Source organism: Candidatus Omnitrophota bacterium (assembly GCA_026387175.1).
GTDB lineage: Bacteria > Omnitrophota > Gorgyraeia > 2-01-FULL-45-10 > 2-01-FULL-45-10 > CAIMPC01.
The window spans coordinates 112216-128558 of the sequence record JAPLME010000007.1; the positions used below are offsets into that span (position 1 = coordinate 112216).

A 16343-nucleotide genomic window follows, 5' to 3' on the forward strand; every position below is an offset into this window, starting at 1 on the left:
TTGTAGTAAGATAGCATAAAGTAAATAACATTTCAAGAAAAATCAGTTATATTACCGGCAGATTGGTCGAGCCCATGAGATATTTATCGATGCAGTGGGCGGCTCTGCGGCCTTCGGAGATGGCCCAGACTACGAGCGACTGTCCCCGCCTGGTGTCCCCGGCCGCGAATACGTTCTTTAGCGATGTCATGTAATCCGGGCCGGTCTTGATATTTCCGCGGCCGTCTAACTCTACGCCAAGCTCCTTAAGAAGCCCCCGATGCTCCGGATGAACGAAGCCGATCGCAAGTATTACGAGATCCGCGTCTATTTCAAACCCGCTCCCGGGGGTCTCCTTCATCAGCGGACAGCCTTTAGTGTCTTTTTCAGAAAAGTCTAATTTTGCGCAAGCAACTTTCTTTACCTGCCCGGAATCGCCAATAAACTTTTTGGTCGACACTGCCCAGCTGCGAAGACCGCCTTCTTCATGGCTGGTCGAGGTCTTTAATATCGCAGGATATTTTGGCCACGGAAAGTCCGGCGTCCGGCAATCGGCGGGTTTGGGCAGGACCTCTATCTGCATCACGCATGAAGCACCCTGCCTGTGAGCTGTGCCGACGCAGTCCGCGCCGGTATCGCCGCCTCCGACCACAAGGACTTTCTTACCTTCCGCATTCAGTGAATTATCAGATGGCTTCTCTTTAGAGGAGGTTCTTTTATTGGACCGTATCAGGTAATCCATCGCGAAGTGTATTCCCGCGAGTCCCCTCCCCTCTATCTTAAGATCCCGAGGAACCCGGCTTCCGAGAGAGAGGCATATCGCGTCGAAATCCTTAATAAGTTTTGAGGTCGGAAACGTTACGCCGACATCGGTATCCATTAGGAATTTTATCCCCTCTTTCTTTAATATGCCGATGCGCCGATCGAGCAGGGATTTAGCTAATTTAAAATCCGGTATACCATAACGCAGGATACCCCCCGCCTTATCGTACTTTTCAAATATCGTGACAGTATGGCCGGCCTTGTTTAACTGATCGGCGGCGGCAAGCCCTGCCGGGCCTGAGCCTACGACGGCCACTGCTTTTCGAGTGCGTTTTTTGGGAGGGTTCGCTTTTATCAGGCCCGCCTTGAAAGCATTTTCGATAATGGAAAGCTCGTTCTCCCGTATCGTTACGGGTTCATCATTTATGCCGAGCACGCAGGCATATTCGCACATCGCCGGACATATACGCCCGGTGAACTCGGGAAAGTTATTGGTCGCGTGCAGGAGTTCGATGGCTTTTTTCCATTTTCCGCGGAACATCAAGTCGTTCCATTCCGGGATATAATTTCCAACGGGACAGCCCCAATGGCAGAATGGCGTGCCGCAGTCCATGCATCGGGATGCCTGCTCTTTTGATAATCCTTCAGGCCTTGGGATGGAGACCTCTTTATAGTCCGCTATGCGCTCGCATACGGGCCGGTATATGCCGGCTTGGCGCCGGACCTTAAGGAAGCCCTTTGGATCACCCATCGGATGCCTCCGAGAGATCAGTCTTCGCCTCTACCCTGGAAGCGTTCAGGATGCGTTTGTATTCCATCGGCATTACTTTCACGAAATGGCGGCTGGCTGATTTGAAGTTTTCAAGTATCCCCTTCGCCAGCGTGCTCTTTGAGTATCTATAATGATTGGCCAGGAGTCCCTTTAAGGCTATCTCATCCTCCTTATTGATCTTTTCCAGGACGACCATTTCCATGTTGCATTTATTTTTAAAATCCCCATCGATATCATATACGTAGGCCATGCCTCCCGACATGCCCGCGCCGAAATTGCGGCCGGTCCTGCCGAGCACGACCACCTTACCGCCCGTCATATATTCGCAGCCGTGATCGCCCAGGCCTTCTACTACCGTCAATAGGCCCGAGTTTCGTATACAGAACCTCTCGCCCGCGACTCCCCTGATATAGGCCTCGCCGGTTATCGCTCCATAGAAAGCGGTATTCCCTATTATGATATTTTCTTCCGGTACGTAATCGGTGTTCCTGTCCGGATAAATAATTATTTTGCCGCCCGAGATCCCCTTACCCACATAGTCGTTTGCCATGCCTTCAAGCTCGAAGGTGATGCCTGAGGCCAGCCATGCTCCAAAGCTTTGGCCCGCCGTGCCTTTAAATTTACAGCGAAGGGTATCTTCCGGCAGGCCCTGCTCACCGTGGATTCCGCAGAGCCTGCCGCTCAAGGCCGCCCCTGTGGTCCTGTTTATATTTTTAATATTCATTTCTATCCTGGCCTTCGTGCCTTTTTTAATAGCGTCTTCCAGCATATCGTTCAGCTCTAGATCGAGAATTTTATCGATTCCATGGTCCTGCTTTATTGTGCAATGGGTCGATACTCTTTCCGGTGAGTCAGGCTTGAATAATATTTTGGAAAAGTCTATGTTTTTTGCCTTAGGCGGCAGGATATCATTATTGACTTCCAGGAGATCTGTCCGGCCTATCATTTCATCGATTGTCCTGATGCCGAGGGACGCCATTATTTCGCGTAATTCGCCCGCGACGAAATGGAAGAAATTGATCACATATTCAGGGCGGCCCTGAAACTTTCTTTCCAGTATCTCGTCCTGCGTCGCCACTCCGACCGAACAGTTATTCAGGTGGCAGTGTCTCAGCATTACACATCCGGATATTATCAATGCGGCGGTGCAGAATCCGTATTCCTCCGCGCCTAAGAGCGCCGCGATAGCTACGTCCCTCCCTGTTCTCATCTGTCCATCCGTCTGCAGTCTCACGCGGCTCCGGAGGTCGTTGAGCACAAGCGTCTGGTGTGTTTCTGACAGGCCGAGCTCCCATGGCGCGCCTGCATGTTTTATGGAGCCTAAAGGCGACGCGCCTGTTCCGCCGTCGCCTCCGGAGATGAGTATCATATCGGCATGGCCTTTTGCGACGCCGGCAGCTACGGTACCTACACCCACTTCTGAAACCAGTTTAACGCTTATGCGGGCGCGCGGATTCACGTTCTTTAAGTCGAAGATCAATTGCGCCAGGTCTTCAATGGAATAGATGTCGTGGTGCGGCGGCGGCGATATCAACGTCACGCCCGGCGTCGTGTACCGTGTACGGGCGATAATCGCGCTCACCTTATGTCCTGGCAATTGCCCGCCTTCGCCGGGCTTGGCGCCCTGTGCTATCTTTATCTGAAGCTCGTCCGCGTTGACCAGGTAATTAGTAGTGACCCCGAACCTGCCGGAAGCGACCTGCTTTATTGCGCTTCTGGTAGAGTCGCCGTTTGGCAGTGGAATAAACCGTGCCGGATCCTCTCCGCCTTCACCGGTATTCGACTTTCCGCCTATCCTGTTCATCGCGATGGCGAGGGTCTCGTGCGCCGCTTTTGAGATCGATCCGAAACTCATTGCGCCGGTCGCGAATCGCTTGAATATAACCTCAGCGGGCTCGACCTCTTCGATTGGAATAGGTTTGCCGGAATATTTAAATTTAAGAAGGCTTCTCAATGTCGTCGGATTGCCCGATTGGTTATTTACCAGAGCGGCGAATTCGCTGTATTTTTTATAATCGTTTTTTCTAGTCGCGTCCTGCAAGGCCGCGATCGTATCCGGGTTCCACAGATGGAATTCACCGTCCCTCTTCCACTGGTATGCGCCTCCGGGGCTAAGATATGGAGCATTAACAATGAACGCAGGATACGCCTCTCCGTGCTTCAGAAGCGTCTCTCTGGCGATTTCACCGAAACCGGCGCCGCCTATACGCGAAACAGTTCCTGAGAAGCATTTATCGATTATTTCATTATTTAACCCAATCGCTTCGAATATCTGGGAGCCTCTATAGCTCTGCAGTGTCGAGATGCCCATCTTCGAAAGCACCTTGAGTATGCCGTGATACAGCGCCTTACGGTAATTTTTCAAGGCTTTCTTGGCGTTTATAGTTATCTCTGAGTTCTGCGCCATGTTCCTTATGGCCTCATATGACAGGTATGGGTTTACGCAGTCCGCTCCGTAGCCGAATAGAAGCGCGAAATGGTGCACCTCTCTTGGTTCACCGCTTTCTATGATAATGCCTATTTGAGTCCTGAGGAATTTTCTCACTAAATGGTGATGCACCGCCCCGGCGGCCAATAATGAAGGCAGCGCCGCATTATCTTTATCGACCCCTCTGTCGCTCAGGATAATAAAGCTGTATCCGTTCTTTATGGCGCTTTCAGCTTCTTTGCATACCTTATCGATAGTTTTGACAAAATTCTTTTCGTTCGAAGGGTTAAATAGAAGCGGTATCGTCTTCGTGCGGAAACCGTTCTGCCTGATATTGCGGATCTTCTCAAGGCCCTCATCCGTCAATATCGGTTCTTTGATATGAAGCTTATGGCAATGTTCCGGCGTTTCGCTCAGGATATTTCTCTGAGGGCCGATAAAGCTTTCCAGACTCATCACGCATTCTTCTCTTATCGGATCTATCGCGGGGTTCGTTACCTGCGCGAAGAGTTGTTTAAAATAAGTGAAGAGAAGCTGGGGTTTATTGGAAAGAATAGCGTGAGGTGTGTCATTCCCCATTGAGCCGACGGGCTCCTTTCCTTCCTCAGACATCGGTTTTAAAATAAATTTCATATCATCTCGCGTATAGCCGAAGGCCTTTAGCGTTTTAAGAAGGGGTTCTTTATATCTCTTCGGTTTTTTAATGTTTGTAACGTCGGCAAGTTCCACGAGATTTGATTTAAGCCATTTCCCGTAAGGTTTCCTCCCGGCCATCTCTTCCTTAATTTCCCCGTCATTGACGATCCTCCCTTTTTCGGTATCAATGAAGAGTATCTTGCCGGGTTCCAACCTGCCGGAGATAAGAATGTCCGCAGGAGCTATATCTAGGACACCGACCTCCGATGCCATCACGACGATCTCTTTCTTGGTGACTATATACCGCGCAGGCCTCAGCCCGTTCCTGTCTAGGAGCGCGCCGATGCTCGTTCCATCGGTGAAGGCCATTGCGGCCGGGCCATCCCACGGCTCCATCAGGCAGGAATGATATTTATAGAAATCGACATGGCTCCTGCTCATAAGGGCATTCCCTTCCCATGCGCTCGGGATCAGCATCATCATCGCGTGAGGAAGAGATCTCCCGGAGAGTACCAGCAGCTCAAAGACATTATCGATTGTAGCTGAGTCGCTGCCACCGGGGACTATTACGGGATATAGCTTCTTTATGTCTTTACCGAATAGCTCGCTTTCCAGCAGTTTCTCTCTCGCCTTCATCCAGTTTATATTGCCGCGCAGCGTATTGATCTCTCCGTTGTGGGCGAGGAACCTGAATGGCTGCGACAGGTCCCATGTCGGGAAAGTGTTGGTGCTGTATCGGGAATGGACGAGGCAGATGGCGCTCTTAACGAGCGGGCTTTTCAAGTCCGGAAAAAAATTTTCAACCTGGTTGGGCATTAACAGCCCTTTATAAGAAAATGTTCTGGACGATAGATTTGTGATATAGAAAAAAGATCTCTGCGCGATGGCCGAAGAACGCACAGAATTCTCGACCCTTTTTCTTATAATATAAAGCTTGCGTTCAAACTCGAGGATGTCTTTGATCTTTTCATTTTTCGCAATAAATACCTGCTCGATCCCGGGTTCCGTCTCTTTTGCCGTATGCCCGATATCGGAATTATCTACGGGCACCTTTCTCCAGCCAAGCAGTGTCTGGCCCTCTTCCTTGATAACTTTTCTGAAAAGCTCTTTACAGAATGTGCCTGCGGCCTTATCCGTAGGAAGGAATACGAGCCCTGTGCCGTAACTGCCTCTTGACGGCAGTTCTATATTGCAAGCTAGGCAGGACTTCTTGAAGAATTCATGAGGGATCTGGATCAATATCCCGGCGCCGTCGCCTGTCTTGGGGTCCGCCCCCGTTGCGCCTCGATGAGCGAGGCGGTTTAAGACCTCGAGTCCTTGCTTCACTATCGTATTTGACGACTTGCCTTTAATATTACAGACAAATCCCACCCCGCACGCATCATGCTCGAAACGCGGATCGTACAATCCTTGCGCGGGTGGTAAATGTTTATACTGCATAAACTGATCCTAATTTAATTATGATAAAAACGCCTTCCTGAAGAAGAAAGGCGTTTTTATCTGTTATCTTAGCCCTACTTAATAAAAAGCATCTCTCTGTATTTCGGCAGATCCCAGTGCTCGTCCGGCACTACCCTCTCCAGATCGTCGACATGCTTTCGTATGTGCTCCATCAAAGGCTTCAGCTCATTGAAATAAAGCTTGGCCTTTTTCTCATGGCCTATCGTGTTTGCCTTTTCGAGCAGTTTTACCAGCGCGGCGGTATTGCGCCGTACATAGTATATCTTAGCTACGACCTCCGCCAGATGCTCTTTCTGGTCTTTAAGTGCCGCTTCGTCTACCTTTAGAGCGGCATCTTTCTTCAATCGAACTACCTTTAATAGATTGTCCGCCAGCATCTCTTCGTATTCCATACTGGCAGGAACAACGGTTGAATTCACCATCTCATTCAGGGTGTTTGCCTCGATCTCGATCATCGTATCATAGGTATGCACCCATATATGGTAGCGCGCGATTATCTCTTCGGCCGAGAAGACTTTGTATTTCTCGAATAAGGCGATATTCTTTTTATCCGCGAGCGCCTTCAGGGCTTCGCATGTCGAAGCGACATTGGGGAGGCCTCTTTTCTTGGCCTCCTTCAGCCATTCCTCGGCATAATTGTTTCCCTCGAAACGGATATCTTTGGTCTCTTTAGCTATTTTGGCGATCACGCGCAAGGCCGCTGTATTGAAATCTTTGCCGCTCGAAGCTTTTCTTATCTCCTCAGCTACGTAATCAAGCGAATCGGCAATAATAGTATTCACCATCGTAGCCGGCGTAGATATGTTCTGGGACGACCCGACAGCCCTAAACTCGAATTTTGCCCCGGTAAACGCGAAGGGCGAAGTGCGGTTTCTGTCGGTCGTATCCTTATTGAATCTGGGCAGCCTTGCCACGCCCAGATCTATGATGTCCCTTTTTGAGACCTTATTCTTCGAGCCCTTCTCTATCATATTGAGAATGGCGTTCAGCTGGTCACCGAGATATACGCTTATGATCGCCGGGGGCGCTTCGTTCGCGCCTAACCTGTGCTCGTTACCCGCAAGGGCGACGCTTGCCCTTAAGAGATCCGCGTGTAGATATACCGCCCGCAATACCGCCACCAGCACCGCCAGAAACTGCAGATTGTCTTCCGGCGTGTCACCTGGGTTGAGAAGGTTATTACCCTTATCATCGGCAAGCGACCAATTCAAGTGTTTGCCGCTGCCATTGATCCCCGCGAACGGTTTTTCATGCAAGAGACATACCAGATTATGCCGTAATGCCACTTTCTTCATGATCTCCATCAAGAGCAGGTTGTGGTCCGTTGCTATATTCGATTCCTCGAATACAGGCGCGAACTCATATTGATGCGGCGCTACCTCATTGTGCCTGGTCATCACAGGTATGCCGAGCTTGTAGGCCTCTTCAGCCACTTCAAACATGTAGTTCACCACGCGTTCTTTGATAGCGCCGAAATACTGGTCTTCCAGCTGCTGCCCTTTCGGAGACGACGCTCCAACGAGCGTGCGTCCGGTCATTATAAGGTCCGGCCTCAGGTTATAGTAATTCTTATCGATCAGAAAATATTCCTGCTCCGGCCCGCAGGTAGATACCACCTTTTTCACGTCCTTGTGCCCGAAAAGCTTCAATAAATTTACGGCGGCTTTACTGAGCGCTTCATCCGAACGCAGAAGCGGCAATTTTTTGTCAAGGGCTTCGCCATTATAGGAGATGAAGATGGTCGGTATGCAGAGAGTCTTGCCGAGAGCTGCTTCTATGATGAATGCCGGGCTCGAAGGGTCCCATGCCGTATATCCGCGGGCCTCAAATGTGGCGCGGATACCGCCTGATGGGAAGGAACTTGCGTCCGGCTCGCCCTGGATAAGTTTATTACCGGAGAACTTCTCTATCACCACCCCCGGTGAGGTTATCGATATGAAGCTGTCGTGCTTTTCCGCCGTGAGCCCGGTCATCGGCTGGAACCAATGCGTGTAGTAGGTTGCGCCTTTAGAGATCGCCCAGTCTTTCATCTTATCGGCGATCTCGTTCGCCTGCTCGATCGTTATCGTTACGCCTTCCGTCATCCAGCGTTTAAACGCCTTGAACGTGCTTTCGGAGATATATTTCTTCATGGACTCCACATTGAAAGTGTTCTCTCCGAAATACGAGGATACCTTCTTAGGAATCGCTACCTTTTCGAGCTCAGGACCTTTTACTCTGAATAATGCTTTCTGTCTGATTGCCATAATTCCTCCAAGTTTATTCATCCATATTACAGGCTGAGTGCCGATATCCTTGATATCGGCCAAGTTTATTAAGCCGTATTGTAGACTAAGTGCCGATGTCTCTGACATCGGCCTTTAAAGTGTAAATAAAAAACGTTCGTTTCTCCCCTTTATCTCTTAAAGAAAATATCGGGTCGCCTCGAACGTCGATGTTCTTATCATTTTATTTTATCTGCTGTTATTGGCACTTCTCTGTGCCCGAAAATCGTACCACACTCTCCGTGATTGTGCAAGCACATTAATAGCGTTATGCTATTTTCCATTTGCCTGCATTGATGCCCAGCCTTTTTATCTTCACCCGCATCGTATTTCGGTTTATGCCCAATATTCGCGCGGCCTTCAGTTGGTTGCCGTCGGTTCTCTTCAGGGCGCGTTCGATAAGCGGTCTCTCGATCTTTTCCAGTATCGCTTTATAGATCGCGCCGCGCTTTTCTTCATACAGCAGGCCCTCCATTTCGATGATTTTTTCTTCCAGGGAATCGATTGAAACTGCGTCATCATCTTTATGAGCGTGAATTACGCCGTTACCAACGCTTCCTGATATCAGATACCCTTTTTCTTTCAGCAATTGCGCTAAAAGTCCGCTTACTTTCTTTTCACAACTTGACGCCGTGATAGTTATCATATCCCCCTTTCGTCGGCGATCCTAATAAAATTGCCGTACAGCAGCGCCGCGTGTTTTTTATAGGCCTTTTCTATCCGTCTATATCGTTCGAGAAACCCGTTCTTATCGACTTTAAACGGAGATGCTTCGCACCATTCTTCGATCATCCGCATTGTCATCTCGGGATGGAATTGAATTGCCCACGCGCATTCACCTATGCGGGCTGCCTGGTTCGGGCATATCTCGGAATAGGCGAGCGAAGTTCCATTCCGCGGAATATCGAACATATCTTCATGCCAGTGAAATGTTTCGACCAGATGCGGCAGGCCGCTAAAAAAGGGATCTGAATCTGCCTCTTTAGCGAGGCGCACCGGATGCCAGCCAATCTCTATTTCATCGGCCTTGAGCACTTTGGCGCCCATGCATTTGACCAACAACTGCGCGCCAAGGCATATCCCAAGGGTCGGTATTTCATGCTCGATCGCGCCTCTTAAAAATTCATCCTCGAGGGCCAAAAACGGATAGCGTTCTTCTTCATAGACGTTCATCGGCCCGCCGAGAGATACGATCGCCTTACAATCGTCGAGAGCGGGAAGTTTGCCCGTCTCCCCCGGTTCGACGACCCTGAAAGGACGGCCTGTTGCGATCAAGTGTTCTTCGAGCGTACCTGCGCCTTCTATCTTCTCATGCTTGACGACCAGTATTGTGCGCATATGACAACAATTTCCGTTAGATCTACTGTACGCAAAAGGTGTTCAAGCCGGTCAACCGCATTAACCAGACTCGAACGCCTATGTTCGCTTTAATCATGCTTAACTAAGCACTGCGACGTGCCTAAAAACTATACAATGTTACAAGTACTAACAGTTCAATTTTGGTAACCGATATTGTTCCTTAAGAGCCTTATTTTACTCTTAAGCCGGGAACGGATCTTGACCACCATCACGTGAGAGATGTTGAGCCGTTTGCCGATCTCTCTTACCGTAAGCCCGTCATACGAGAGCTCTAGCACTTCCCTTTCCCGCGCATCCATATTCTCTCCTGCGGATTCTCTCAACAGCCTCTCGTCGACATCTTTTGCTATATTTTGCGAATTATCCGGTATCAGATTTTCGAGAGAAGTGTCATCATTTTCCGAAAATTCGTTAAAACTTGTAAAGGCCGCCTTATCGACCGCTGTGCGAATATAGTTCTTAAGGTAAAAGTAGCATCCTTGGAGTATGTAGCTATCCGTCTTGCCGGAAAGGCTGCCATTGGCAAACGTTACCCATAAATGAGCGAGCGCCTCTTGGAATAGGTCATCGTCATTGAAGAACGTGAAGCGCCCGTTAAGCCTGTGCGCTATCCCGCGTAAGCGCGGCGACAGCCTCTTTAACATATCTTCAAAATTTTTATACATATAGATCACCTCGATCAAATAAAAAAGCCCTTTTGCGCGCTCTAATGCGCTAAAAGGGCTTCCTCGCTCTTTACGGCTATTTCTCAGCTATGAGATATGGCTGCAAGCTTCCTATTTATACTTATTCGTGATCGGCATTCTCCTGTCTTTACCAAGAGCTTTCGGCGTTATCTTTATTCCGGGAGGAGATTGCCTCCTCTTATACTCGCTCTTATCCACCATATTTATTACCTTTGCGACCACCTCTTCATCGAAACCGAGCTCCGCGATCTCGCCCAGGCTCTTGTCTTCTTCCACATATGCTTTAATTATAGGGTCCAGTATATCGTATGGCGGCAGCGTATCTCTATCTTTCTGATCATGCCTGAGTTCGGCGGTAGGTTCCTTGGTCATGACCGAGGCCGGAATCACCCTCGAAATACTGTTTCTGTATTTAGCCAATATATAAACCAGTGTTTTCGGCACATCCTTTATGATTGCCAGTCCGCCCGCCATATCGCCATAGAGCGTCGCATAACCGGTGCTCATCTCGGATTTATTGCCTGTTGTAAGCACCAGCCATCCGAATTTGTTCGAAAGCGCCATCAAAATGTTGCCCCTGATGCGCGCCTGCACATTTTCTTCGGTTACGTCCCGCGCGGCGCCGGCGAAGAGCGGCTCGAACGCGATCAGATATAGTTTATATATGTGGTCTATCGAGATAGCGGTGTAATTTATACCGAGATTAGAGGCCACCTTCCTCGCGTCGTGTTCTGATTGCTGGGAAGAGTACCTTGTGGACATGAATACGCCCGTCACATTCTCTTTCCCCAGAGCGTCCGACGCTAATACCACCACGAGCGAAGAATCTATCCCGCCGCTTAATCCTATGATAACTTTAGTGAAGCCGTTCTTTGCCGTATAGTCCTTAAGCCCCAGGAGGAGAGCCTGGTAAATCTCTGCGGTCTCACCCAGAGGGCTTATCTCTTTCCGCGTTAGCGCCGGTTTTGATTTTTCGCTTAATTTATTCGATACGATTACCGCGTTTTCGGCTATTTCGGCGCCCTTTGTCTCTATCTCTATATCCGTAACAAGCAGGTCCTCTTTAAAGGCCTCGGCCCTCGCTATGACTTTCCCTTGCGGGTCGATGACCATGCTCTGCCCGTCGAATACGATCTCATCCTGTCCACCGACAAGGTTCGCGTAAACTATGTACACATTATTGGCCTTAGCGCCGCGTTTCGCTATCTCCTCTCTCTCCAATATCTTACCGGCGTGATAGGGCGATGAGTTAATATTTATTATCAGCTTTGCCCCTAAAGAGGCCTCTTGCAATAGCGGTCCTTCTTTATGCCAGATATCCTCGCATATATTAACGCCGAACCCGATATCGTCGATCCTGAAAATTTGCGGCACACTGCCGGTATTGAAATAGCGCTTCTCGTCAAATACACCGTAGTTAGGCAGTATCATCTTGTGATATAGTCCCTTAACGATGCCTTTATGCATGACGGCCGCGGAATTGTAAATGTCCTTACCTTCCCGGCCGACGAAACCGACCACAACTACGATATCATTTACTGACTTCGCCACCTTCTTCATCATGTCGATATTGTCGGAGATGAATTTTGGCTTAAGCAGTAGATCCTCGGGCGGATAGCCGGTTATGGCAAGCTCGGGGAAGGCGACTATATCCGCCCCTGCGGCCTTAGCCTTTCGGATATAATCGATGATCTTTAAGGCGTTGTTTTCCAGGTCACCCACCGTACAATTGATCTGCGCTATAGCTACCCTAATATTTTTCATTATCAGGCCGCCTTATGGTAATAAATAAAAAACGCCCATTTCCCTTCGTAGGATTTGGACGTCTTAGTCTTGATAAATAAAAAATCTTCCTGCAATTCGTGCGGGAAGACATCCTTGTCTTTTGATCTTCATACCCAGTATACCATGGATTGTGTTTATGTCAATATAAATCACTAAATATTAGAATTCCTAACCTGTCACTTTTGCATATTATCGATGAGGATGATAGCTTCCGCTATCTCCCGCATAGATTTTCTAATGTCCATGCTCTGCCGCTGTATTTTACGGAATGCTTCCTCCTCGGATAATCCCTGCTGCCGCATCAAGATGCCCTTTGCCCTCTCTATAGCTTTGCGTGATTCAAGTTCTTCCTGTATGACCCTCGTCTTTACCATGAGCTCCGAGTTCTCTATTACGATCGATGCCTGGCTCGCGACGGTGGTCAGTATGTTGATTTCATCTTTTGTGAATTTATGCGGGTAGGATGTGTAACTGTTAAGCACGCCTATAACTTTGCCTTTTACGGCAAGCGGCACAGAGAGAAGCGATTTCAGGCTCTCTTTTTCAGCTATAGCCTTCGATCTGTACTCCGGCTCCCTTGACAGATCGTAGACCGATATTGGCTTATTCTCGAGAGCGACTTTGCCTGCGATACCCTCGCCTATTTTAAGATGCGGTTTTTTATTGTAGATTTCGCTCATTGACTGGGTGGCCTTCAGTACCAGGTTGCCGGTCTTTTCGTCTATTAACATAAGTGAACATATCTTTGAGTCCATTATCTCCGCCGTCACCGTGACTATCAGTTTCAATATATCTTCTAGGTACAGGTTGGAGGTTATGGTCTTACTGACCTTAGAGATTGCCTCTAATTGTTTCGCGTGAGATATAGTCCTTTTATTGGATTTTTTTATCATGCTATTCCGTTTTTTCTTTCTTGTTTGATGTTTGTTCCCATGAACCTGGGATCGGCATTTGCAGGGGCCTCCTGCAGCCATCCATTATTTAACTCTAAAAGATGTGCCTCGTCAACTACATTCTTATACTCCTCAGGTGTTATTCCTCGCGATATATCGCTAAAGCCGCAGGCTTTGAAGGTCGGATAGTATTGGCTCATTATGCTCAAGTAAACGTTACGGCCCAGCTCTTTCTTTGCGAATCTCAATGTATCTTCAATCCCGGATACATCATTTGGCAGCGCCAGGAGGCGTATGATGAGCCCTCTTCTTGCTATGCCGTTTTTATCAATCTCAAGATCTCCAACCTGACGGCGCATCTCTTTCACGGCCGTTCTGTTAAACTCTACATACCTATCGGCATCCGAATATTTCTTTGCCATTTCGTTGTCGGAATATCTCATATCCGGCAGATATATGTCGATTATTCCATCCAGAAGCTTTATAGTTTCCGCGAGTTCGTAACCGCTTGTATTATAGACGATCGGTATCTCCAAGCCTCTTTCCAGCGCTATCTCCAGAGACATGAGTATCTGCGGGATGTAATGAGTCGGTGTCACCAAATTAATATTATGGCAACCCTTGGCTTGTAGAGCCAGCATTATATCGGCCAGCTTTTCCATAGTGACCTCCTCCCCTTTATCCAGCTGGCTGAAGTAATAATTCTGGCAATAGACGCACTTCATATTACAGTGGGAAAAGAATATGGTGCCGGACCCTTTGGTCCCTGAGATCGGCGGCTCTTCGCCGTGGTGGGATAAATGGCTATATACGATCGGGTTATACAGCGCCCTGCAGTATCCCGATTTACCGGCGGTCCTGTCGACTCCGCACTTGCGCGGGCAGACAGCGCAGTTTTTAAGAGAATCTTTTAATGCTATATTGGCTTTTTTTACTAAGGTTATTTTTTGCGGGCTCATCTGCTATCGTATAGCTTCGGCAGGGTCCACAGGGTCGCCATCCGCCCTTATCTCGAAGTGCAGGTGCGGCTGTATGTTTTTATTAGCGGCGTTGCCTGTTTTGCCTACAAAGCCTATCAATTCTCCCTTATGCACCTTCTTGCCGGTATTGACGGCCCAGTTCGAGAGGTGGCCGTACATTGTTTGAGTTCCGTCCGGGTGATAGAGGAGCACATACTTGCCGTATCCGGTAGGAATGTTCCCGCGGAAGACTATTCCGCTCTTCGATGCATATACAGGAGTGCCCACCTCCGCGGATATATCTACGCCCGAATGGGACCGCCCGCCGTTTCGCTTGGCGCCGAAATCGCCGCTTCCGAATACGTCATGTCTTATCGCCAGATGACCGGACGGGCTCTTTATAGGGCTCCCGAAAGATGGTTCGGTGATTTTGAAGATCAGCACAGAGGCCGGCTCATATAGAAAAATCGTGGCAACGGCCGTTATGATAACGGTAATAAGGATCGAAAAAAATAATTTCATACCGGGCCTATTCTTTGATGAATACTTTTATGTGAGAAAAAGCCATATCGATTATTTCGACGATATGGCTTTTTCTCATTGTTCATTTATACCGGTGAGGCTTATATTCTTATTTAGTAGCTTCAGCTTTATTGGCTTCAGTAGGGATCTTGGCGGTCTCTTCCACTGCTTTTGCCACAGTATCAGCGGTGCCTTTTACCGGTTCGGTAACGAGGGCTCCACCCTTTTCTGTGTCGCCCGAAGTGACCTGTCCCACGGTCTTTACTTCGTCAGTTACCACGGCCGTTCCCCTCTTAGCGGTCTCCGCGACAACGTTCACGGATTCCTTTGTCACGTTTGCCGGATAATTGAAGAGTTTCTGCCAGAAGTTCTTGGCTTGATTTCCCTTATTCTCATCCGCAGCGTTAGAAACAGCTGTCAGCGCAATACAAATCACGAATGCCATGCAAAGACATACAACGACTTTTTTATTCATTTTTCCTCCTTTCATATCGCACTAATATACTACAGTATAAATTAATTATCAAGAGAATAATACTTATTATTGCAGAGATTCCATTACCAGCTGGCTGATCAGCTTGCCGTCACAGGCGCCCTTCGTCTTTTCCATAACGAGCTTCATTACTTTGCCCATCTCAGATTTGGTCTTCGCCCCGCTCTCCGCGATCGCCGCTTTGATTATAGACTTCAGCTCCTCTTCGCTCATCTGTTCGGGCATATAGGTTTCCAGTATCTTGAGCTCAGAGAGCTCTTTATCCGCAAGATCTTGTCTATTGCCGTTCTTAAATTGCTCTATAGATTCTTTATGTTGTTTAATATGCCGCTGAAGGACCTGCAGCATATCGGACTCTGTGACGGACTTACTGTTCTTGTTAATCTGTATCTGCCGCGCCGCGGCGACCAGCATCCTTAATACGGAGAGCTTGAGGGCATTACTCTCCTTTAAGGCCGCTTTCATATCAGATTCTATCTTTTCGTATAGGCTCATAGTTCAACTCCGTTTTTTCGCGATAGTTTCTTCCTGGCCAGCAGCTTCTTCACCGGGCTCAAATAATCGATTATGAGCTTGCCTAATAGGTGGTCTAGTTCATGCTGCACCGCTCTTGCCAATAATCCCTCAGCCTTTAGCTCTATAAAGTCGCCGTTCTCATTCAGGAAGTTAACAACCACTTTTTTAGCGCGCTTTATCTTTACGGTAAGGCCGGGGCAACTAAGGCATCCTTCTTCTTGCGCCTCGATGCCGTCCTTTTTTACGATTACAGGATTGACCAGCTTTATTAAACCTTCTCCGATATCTATTACCGCAAGCTGCTTATCTATGCCCACCTGCACCGCGGCGAGCCCCACCCCCTGGCTCAGGTACATTACATCTGCCATTTCGGATAGTATCGATCTCTCGTCTTCCGTCACCTTTCCTACTTTGGCGGCCTTTTTCCTGAGTATGCTTTCTGGAAATTTCCGTATCTTCAGGTCTTGCATGGCTGTTTGACGATCTTATTATTGGAGTCTACATAGACGGGTTTTAGCTTCAGGTGGCAGGCCTTCTTATCCTCTACGAATCCATAAGAGAGTATGATTACCAGGTCTCCGGCATTTCCGAGATGCGCCGCCGCTCCATATAATCCGATGGTTCCCGATCCGGCCTTCTCCTCGATAGCGTAAGTTTCAAATCTGGCGGCATTATTGATATTGACCACTTGCACTATCTCTCCGGGATAGATATCCGCGGCCTTGAGGATCAGAGAGTCTATGCCTATGCTGCCTTCGTAATGAAGGTCGACCTTTGTCAGTGTGGCGCGGTGGATCTTCGACTTGCACATTAACCTAAGCATGATAA

At 48.5% G+C, this 16343-nt stretch carries 13 protein-coding genes and 2 pseudogenes; all 15 read right to left on the reverse strand.

The window, feature by feature from the left end; translation table 11 throughout:
- Positions 1-46: 46 nt before the first annotated feature.
- Entirely contained in the window at positions 47-1492 is a 1446-nt protein-coding gene (locus tag NTY76_03600; GenBank protein MCX5678176.1) for a glutamate synthase subunit beta, read from the reverse strand.
- Positions 1485-6017, reverse strand: a complete 4533-nt coding sequence (gene gltB / locus NTY76_03605; GenBank protein ID MCX5678177.1) for a glutamate synthase large subunit — start codon at positions 6015-6017, stop codon at positions 1485-1487. Before gltB ends, NTY76_03600 begins: the two co-directional genes overlap by 8 nt.
- Positions 6018-6091: 74 nt before the next feature.
- Positions 6092-8284, reverse strand: a complete 2193-nt coding sequence (locus NTY76_03610; protein MCX5678178.1) for a glutamine synthetase III — start codon at positions 8282-8284, stop codon at positions 6092-6094.
- A 286-nt stretch (positions 8285-8570) separates the two neighbouring features.
- A complete protein-coding gene (locus NTY76_03615) occupies positions 8571-8948 on the reverse strand; it encodes a hypothetical protein (GenBank protein MCX5678179.1) in 378 nt (125 codons plus the stop codon).
- Positions 8945-9640, reverse strand: coding sequence for a type 1 glutamine amidotransferase (locus tag NTY76_03620; GenBank protein ID MCX5678180.1), 696 nt, complete (start codon positions 9638-9640; stop codon positions 8945-8947). Before NTY76_03620 ends, NTY76_03615 begins: the two co-directional genes overlap by 4 nt.
- Positions 9641-9795: 155 nt before the next feature.
- Positions 9796-10326, reverse strand: a complete 531-nt coding sequence (locus NTY76_03625) for a sigma-70 family RNA polymerase sigma factor (GenBank protein ID MCX5678181.1) — start codon at positions 10324-10326, stop codon at positions 9796-9798.
- Positions 10327-10437: 111 nt separating this feature from the next.
- Positions 10438-12111 carry an NAD+ synthase gene (locus tag NTY76_03630; protein ID MCX5678182.1) on the reverse strand — a complete coding sequence of 558 codons (1674 nt, stop codon included), beginning with the start codon at positions 12109-12111 and terminating at the stop codon, positions 10438-10440.
- A gap of 197 nt (positions 12112-12308) precedes the next feature.
- Positions 12309-12506 (reverse strand): annotated as a pseudogene (locus NTY76_03635) (ANTAR domain-containing protein).
- 21 nt (positions 12507-12527) lie between these two features.
- A pseudogene (locus NTY76_03640) lies at positions 12528-13025 on the reverse strand (GAF domain-containing protein).
- Positions 13022-13984, reverse strand: a complete 963-nt coding sequence (locus NTY76_03645; protein ID MCX5678183.1) for a radical SAM protein — start codon at positions 13982-13984, stop codon at positions 13022-13024. The pseudogene NTY76_03640 and the gene NTY76_03645 overlap by 4 nt, the downstream one beginning before the upstream one ends.
- A 3-nt stretch (positions 13985-13987) precedes the next feature.
- Positions 13988-14506 (reverse strand): M23 family metallopeptidase, encoded by a 519-nt coding sequence (locus NTY76_03650; protein MCX5678184.1) that lies wholly within the window; start codon positions 14504-14506, stop codon positions 13988-13990.
- A 109-nt stretch (positions 14507-14615) separates the two neighbouring features.
- Complete coding sequence (locus NTY76_03655) at positions 14616-14981, reverse strand: hypothetical protein (protein ID MCX5678185.1); 366 nt, start codon at positions 14979-14981, stop codon at positions 14616-14618.
- Between the two features lie 66 nt (positions 14982-15047).
- Positions 15048-15494 carry a GatB/YqeY domain-containing protein gene (locus NTY76_03660; protein ID MCX5678186.1) on the reverse strand — a complete coding sequence of 149 codons (447 nt, stop codon included), beginning with the start codon at positions 15492-15494 and terminating at the stop codon, positions 15048-15050.
- Positions 15491-15985, reverse strand: coding sequence for a peptide deformylase (gene def / locus NTY76_03665; GenBank protein MCX5678187.1), 495 nt, complete (start codon positions 15983-15985; stop codon positions 15491-15493). Before def ends, NTY76_03660 begins: the two co-directional genes overlap by 4 nt.
- Positions 15973-16338: an aspartate 1-decarboxylase gene (locus NTY76_03670; protein ID MCX5678188.1), complete on the reverse strand. Its 366-nt coding sequence runs from the start codon at positions 16336-16338 to the stop codon at positions 15973-15975. The genes def and NTY76_03670 overlap by 13 nt, the downstream gene beginning before the upstream one ends.
- Positions 16339-16343 lie beyond the last annotated feature (5 nt).

Coding starts and splice junctions, on each gene's coding strand:
- NTY76_03615 (MCX5678179.1), bottom strand. CDS start 8,948: ATGATAACTATCACGGCGTCAAGTTGTGAAAAGAAAGTAAGCGGACTT.
- NTY76_03600 (MCX5678176.1), bottom strand. CDS start 1,492: ATGGGTGATCCAAAGGGCTTCCTTAAGGTCCGGCGCCAAGCCGGCATA.
- NTY76_03670 (MCX5678188.1), bottom strand. CDS start 16,338: ATGCTTAGGTTAATGTGCAAGTCGAAGATCCACCGCGCCACACTGACA.
- NTY76_03610 (MCX5678178.1), bottom strand. CDS start 8,284: ATGGCAATCAGACAGAAAGCATTATTCAGAGTAAAAGGTCCTGAGCTC.
- NTY76_03620 (MCX5678180.1), bottom strand. CDS start 9,640: ATGCGCACAATACTGGTCGTCAAGCATGAGAAGATAGAAGGCGCAGGT.
- def (MCX5678187.1), bottom strand. CDS start 15,985: ATGCAAGACCTGAAGATACGGAAATTTCCAGAAAGCATACTCAGGAAA.
- NTY76_03625 (MCX5678181.1), bottom strand. CDS start 10,326: ATGTATAAAAATTTTGAAGATATGTTAAAGAGGCTGTCGCCGCGCTTA.
- NTY76_03650 (MCX5678184.1), bottom strand. CDS start 14,506: ATGAAATTATTTTTTTCGATCCTTATTACCGTTATCATAACGGCCGTT.
- NTY76_03645 (MCX5678183.1), bottom strand. CDS start 13,984: ATGAGCCCGCAAAAAATAACCTTAGTAAAAAAAGCCAATATAGCATTA.
- NTY76_03655 (MCX5678185.1), bottom strand. CDS start 14,981: ATGAATAAAAAAGTCGTTGTATGTCTTTGCATGGCATTCGTGATTTGT.
- NTY76_03630 (MCX5678182.1), bottom strand. CDS start 12,111: ATGAAAAATATTAGGGTAGCTATAGCGCAGATCAATTGTACGGTGGGT.
- gltB (MCX5678177.1), bottom strand. CDS start 6,017: ATGCAGTATAAACATTTACCACCCGCGCAAGGATTGTACGATCCGCGT.
- NTY76_03660 (MCX5678186.1), bottom strand. CDS start 15,494: ATGAGCCTATACGAAAAGATAGAATCTGATATGAAAGCGGCCTTAAAG.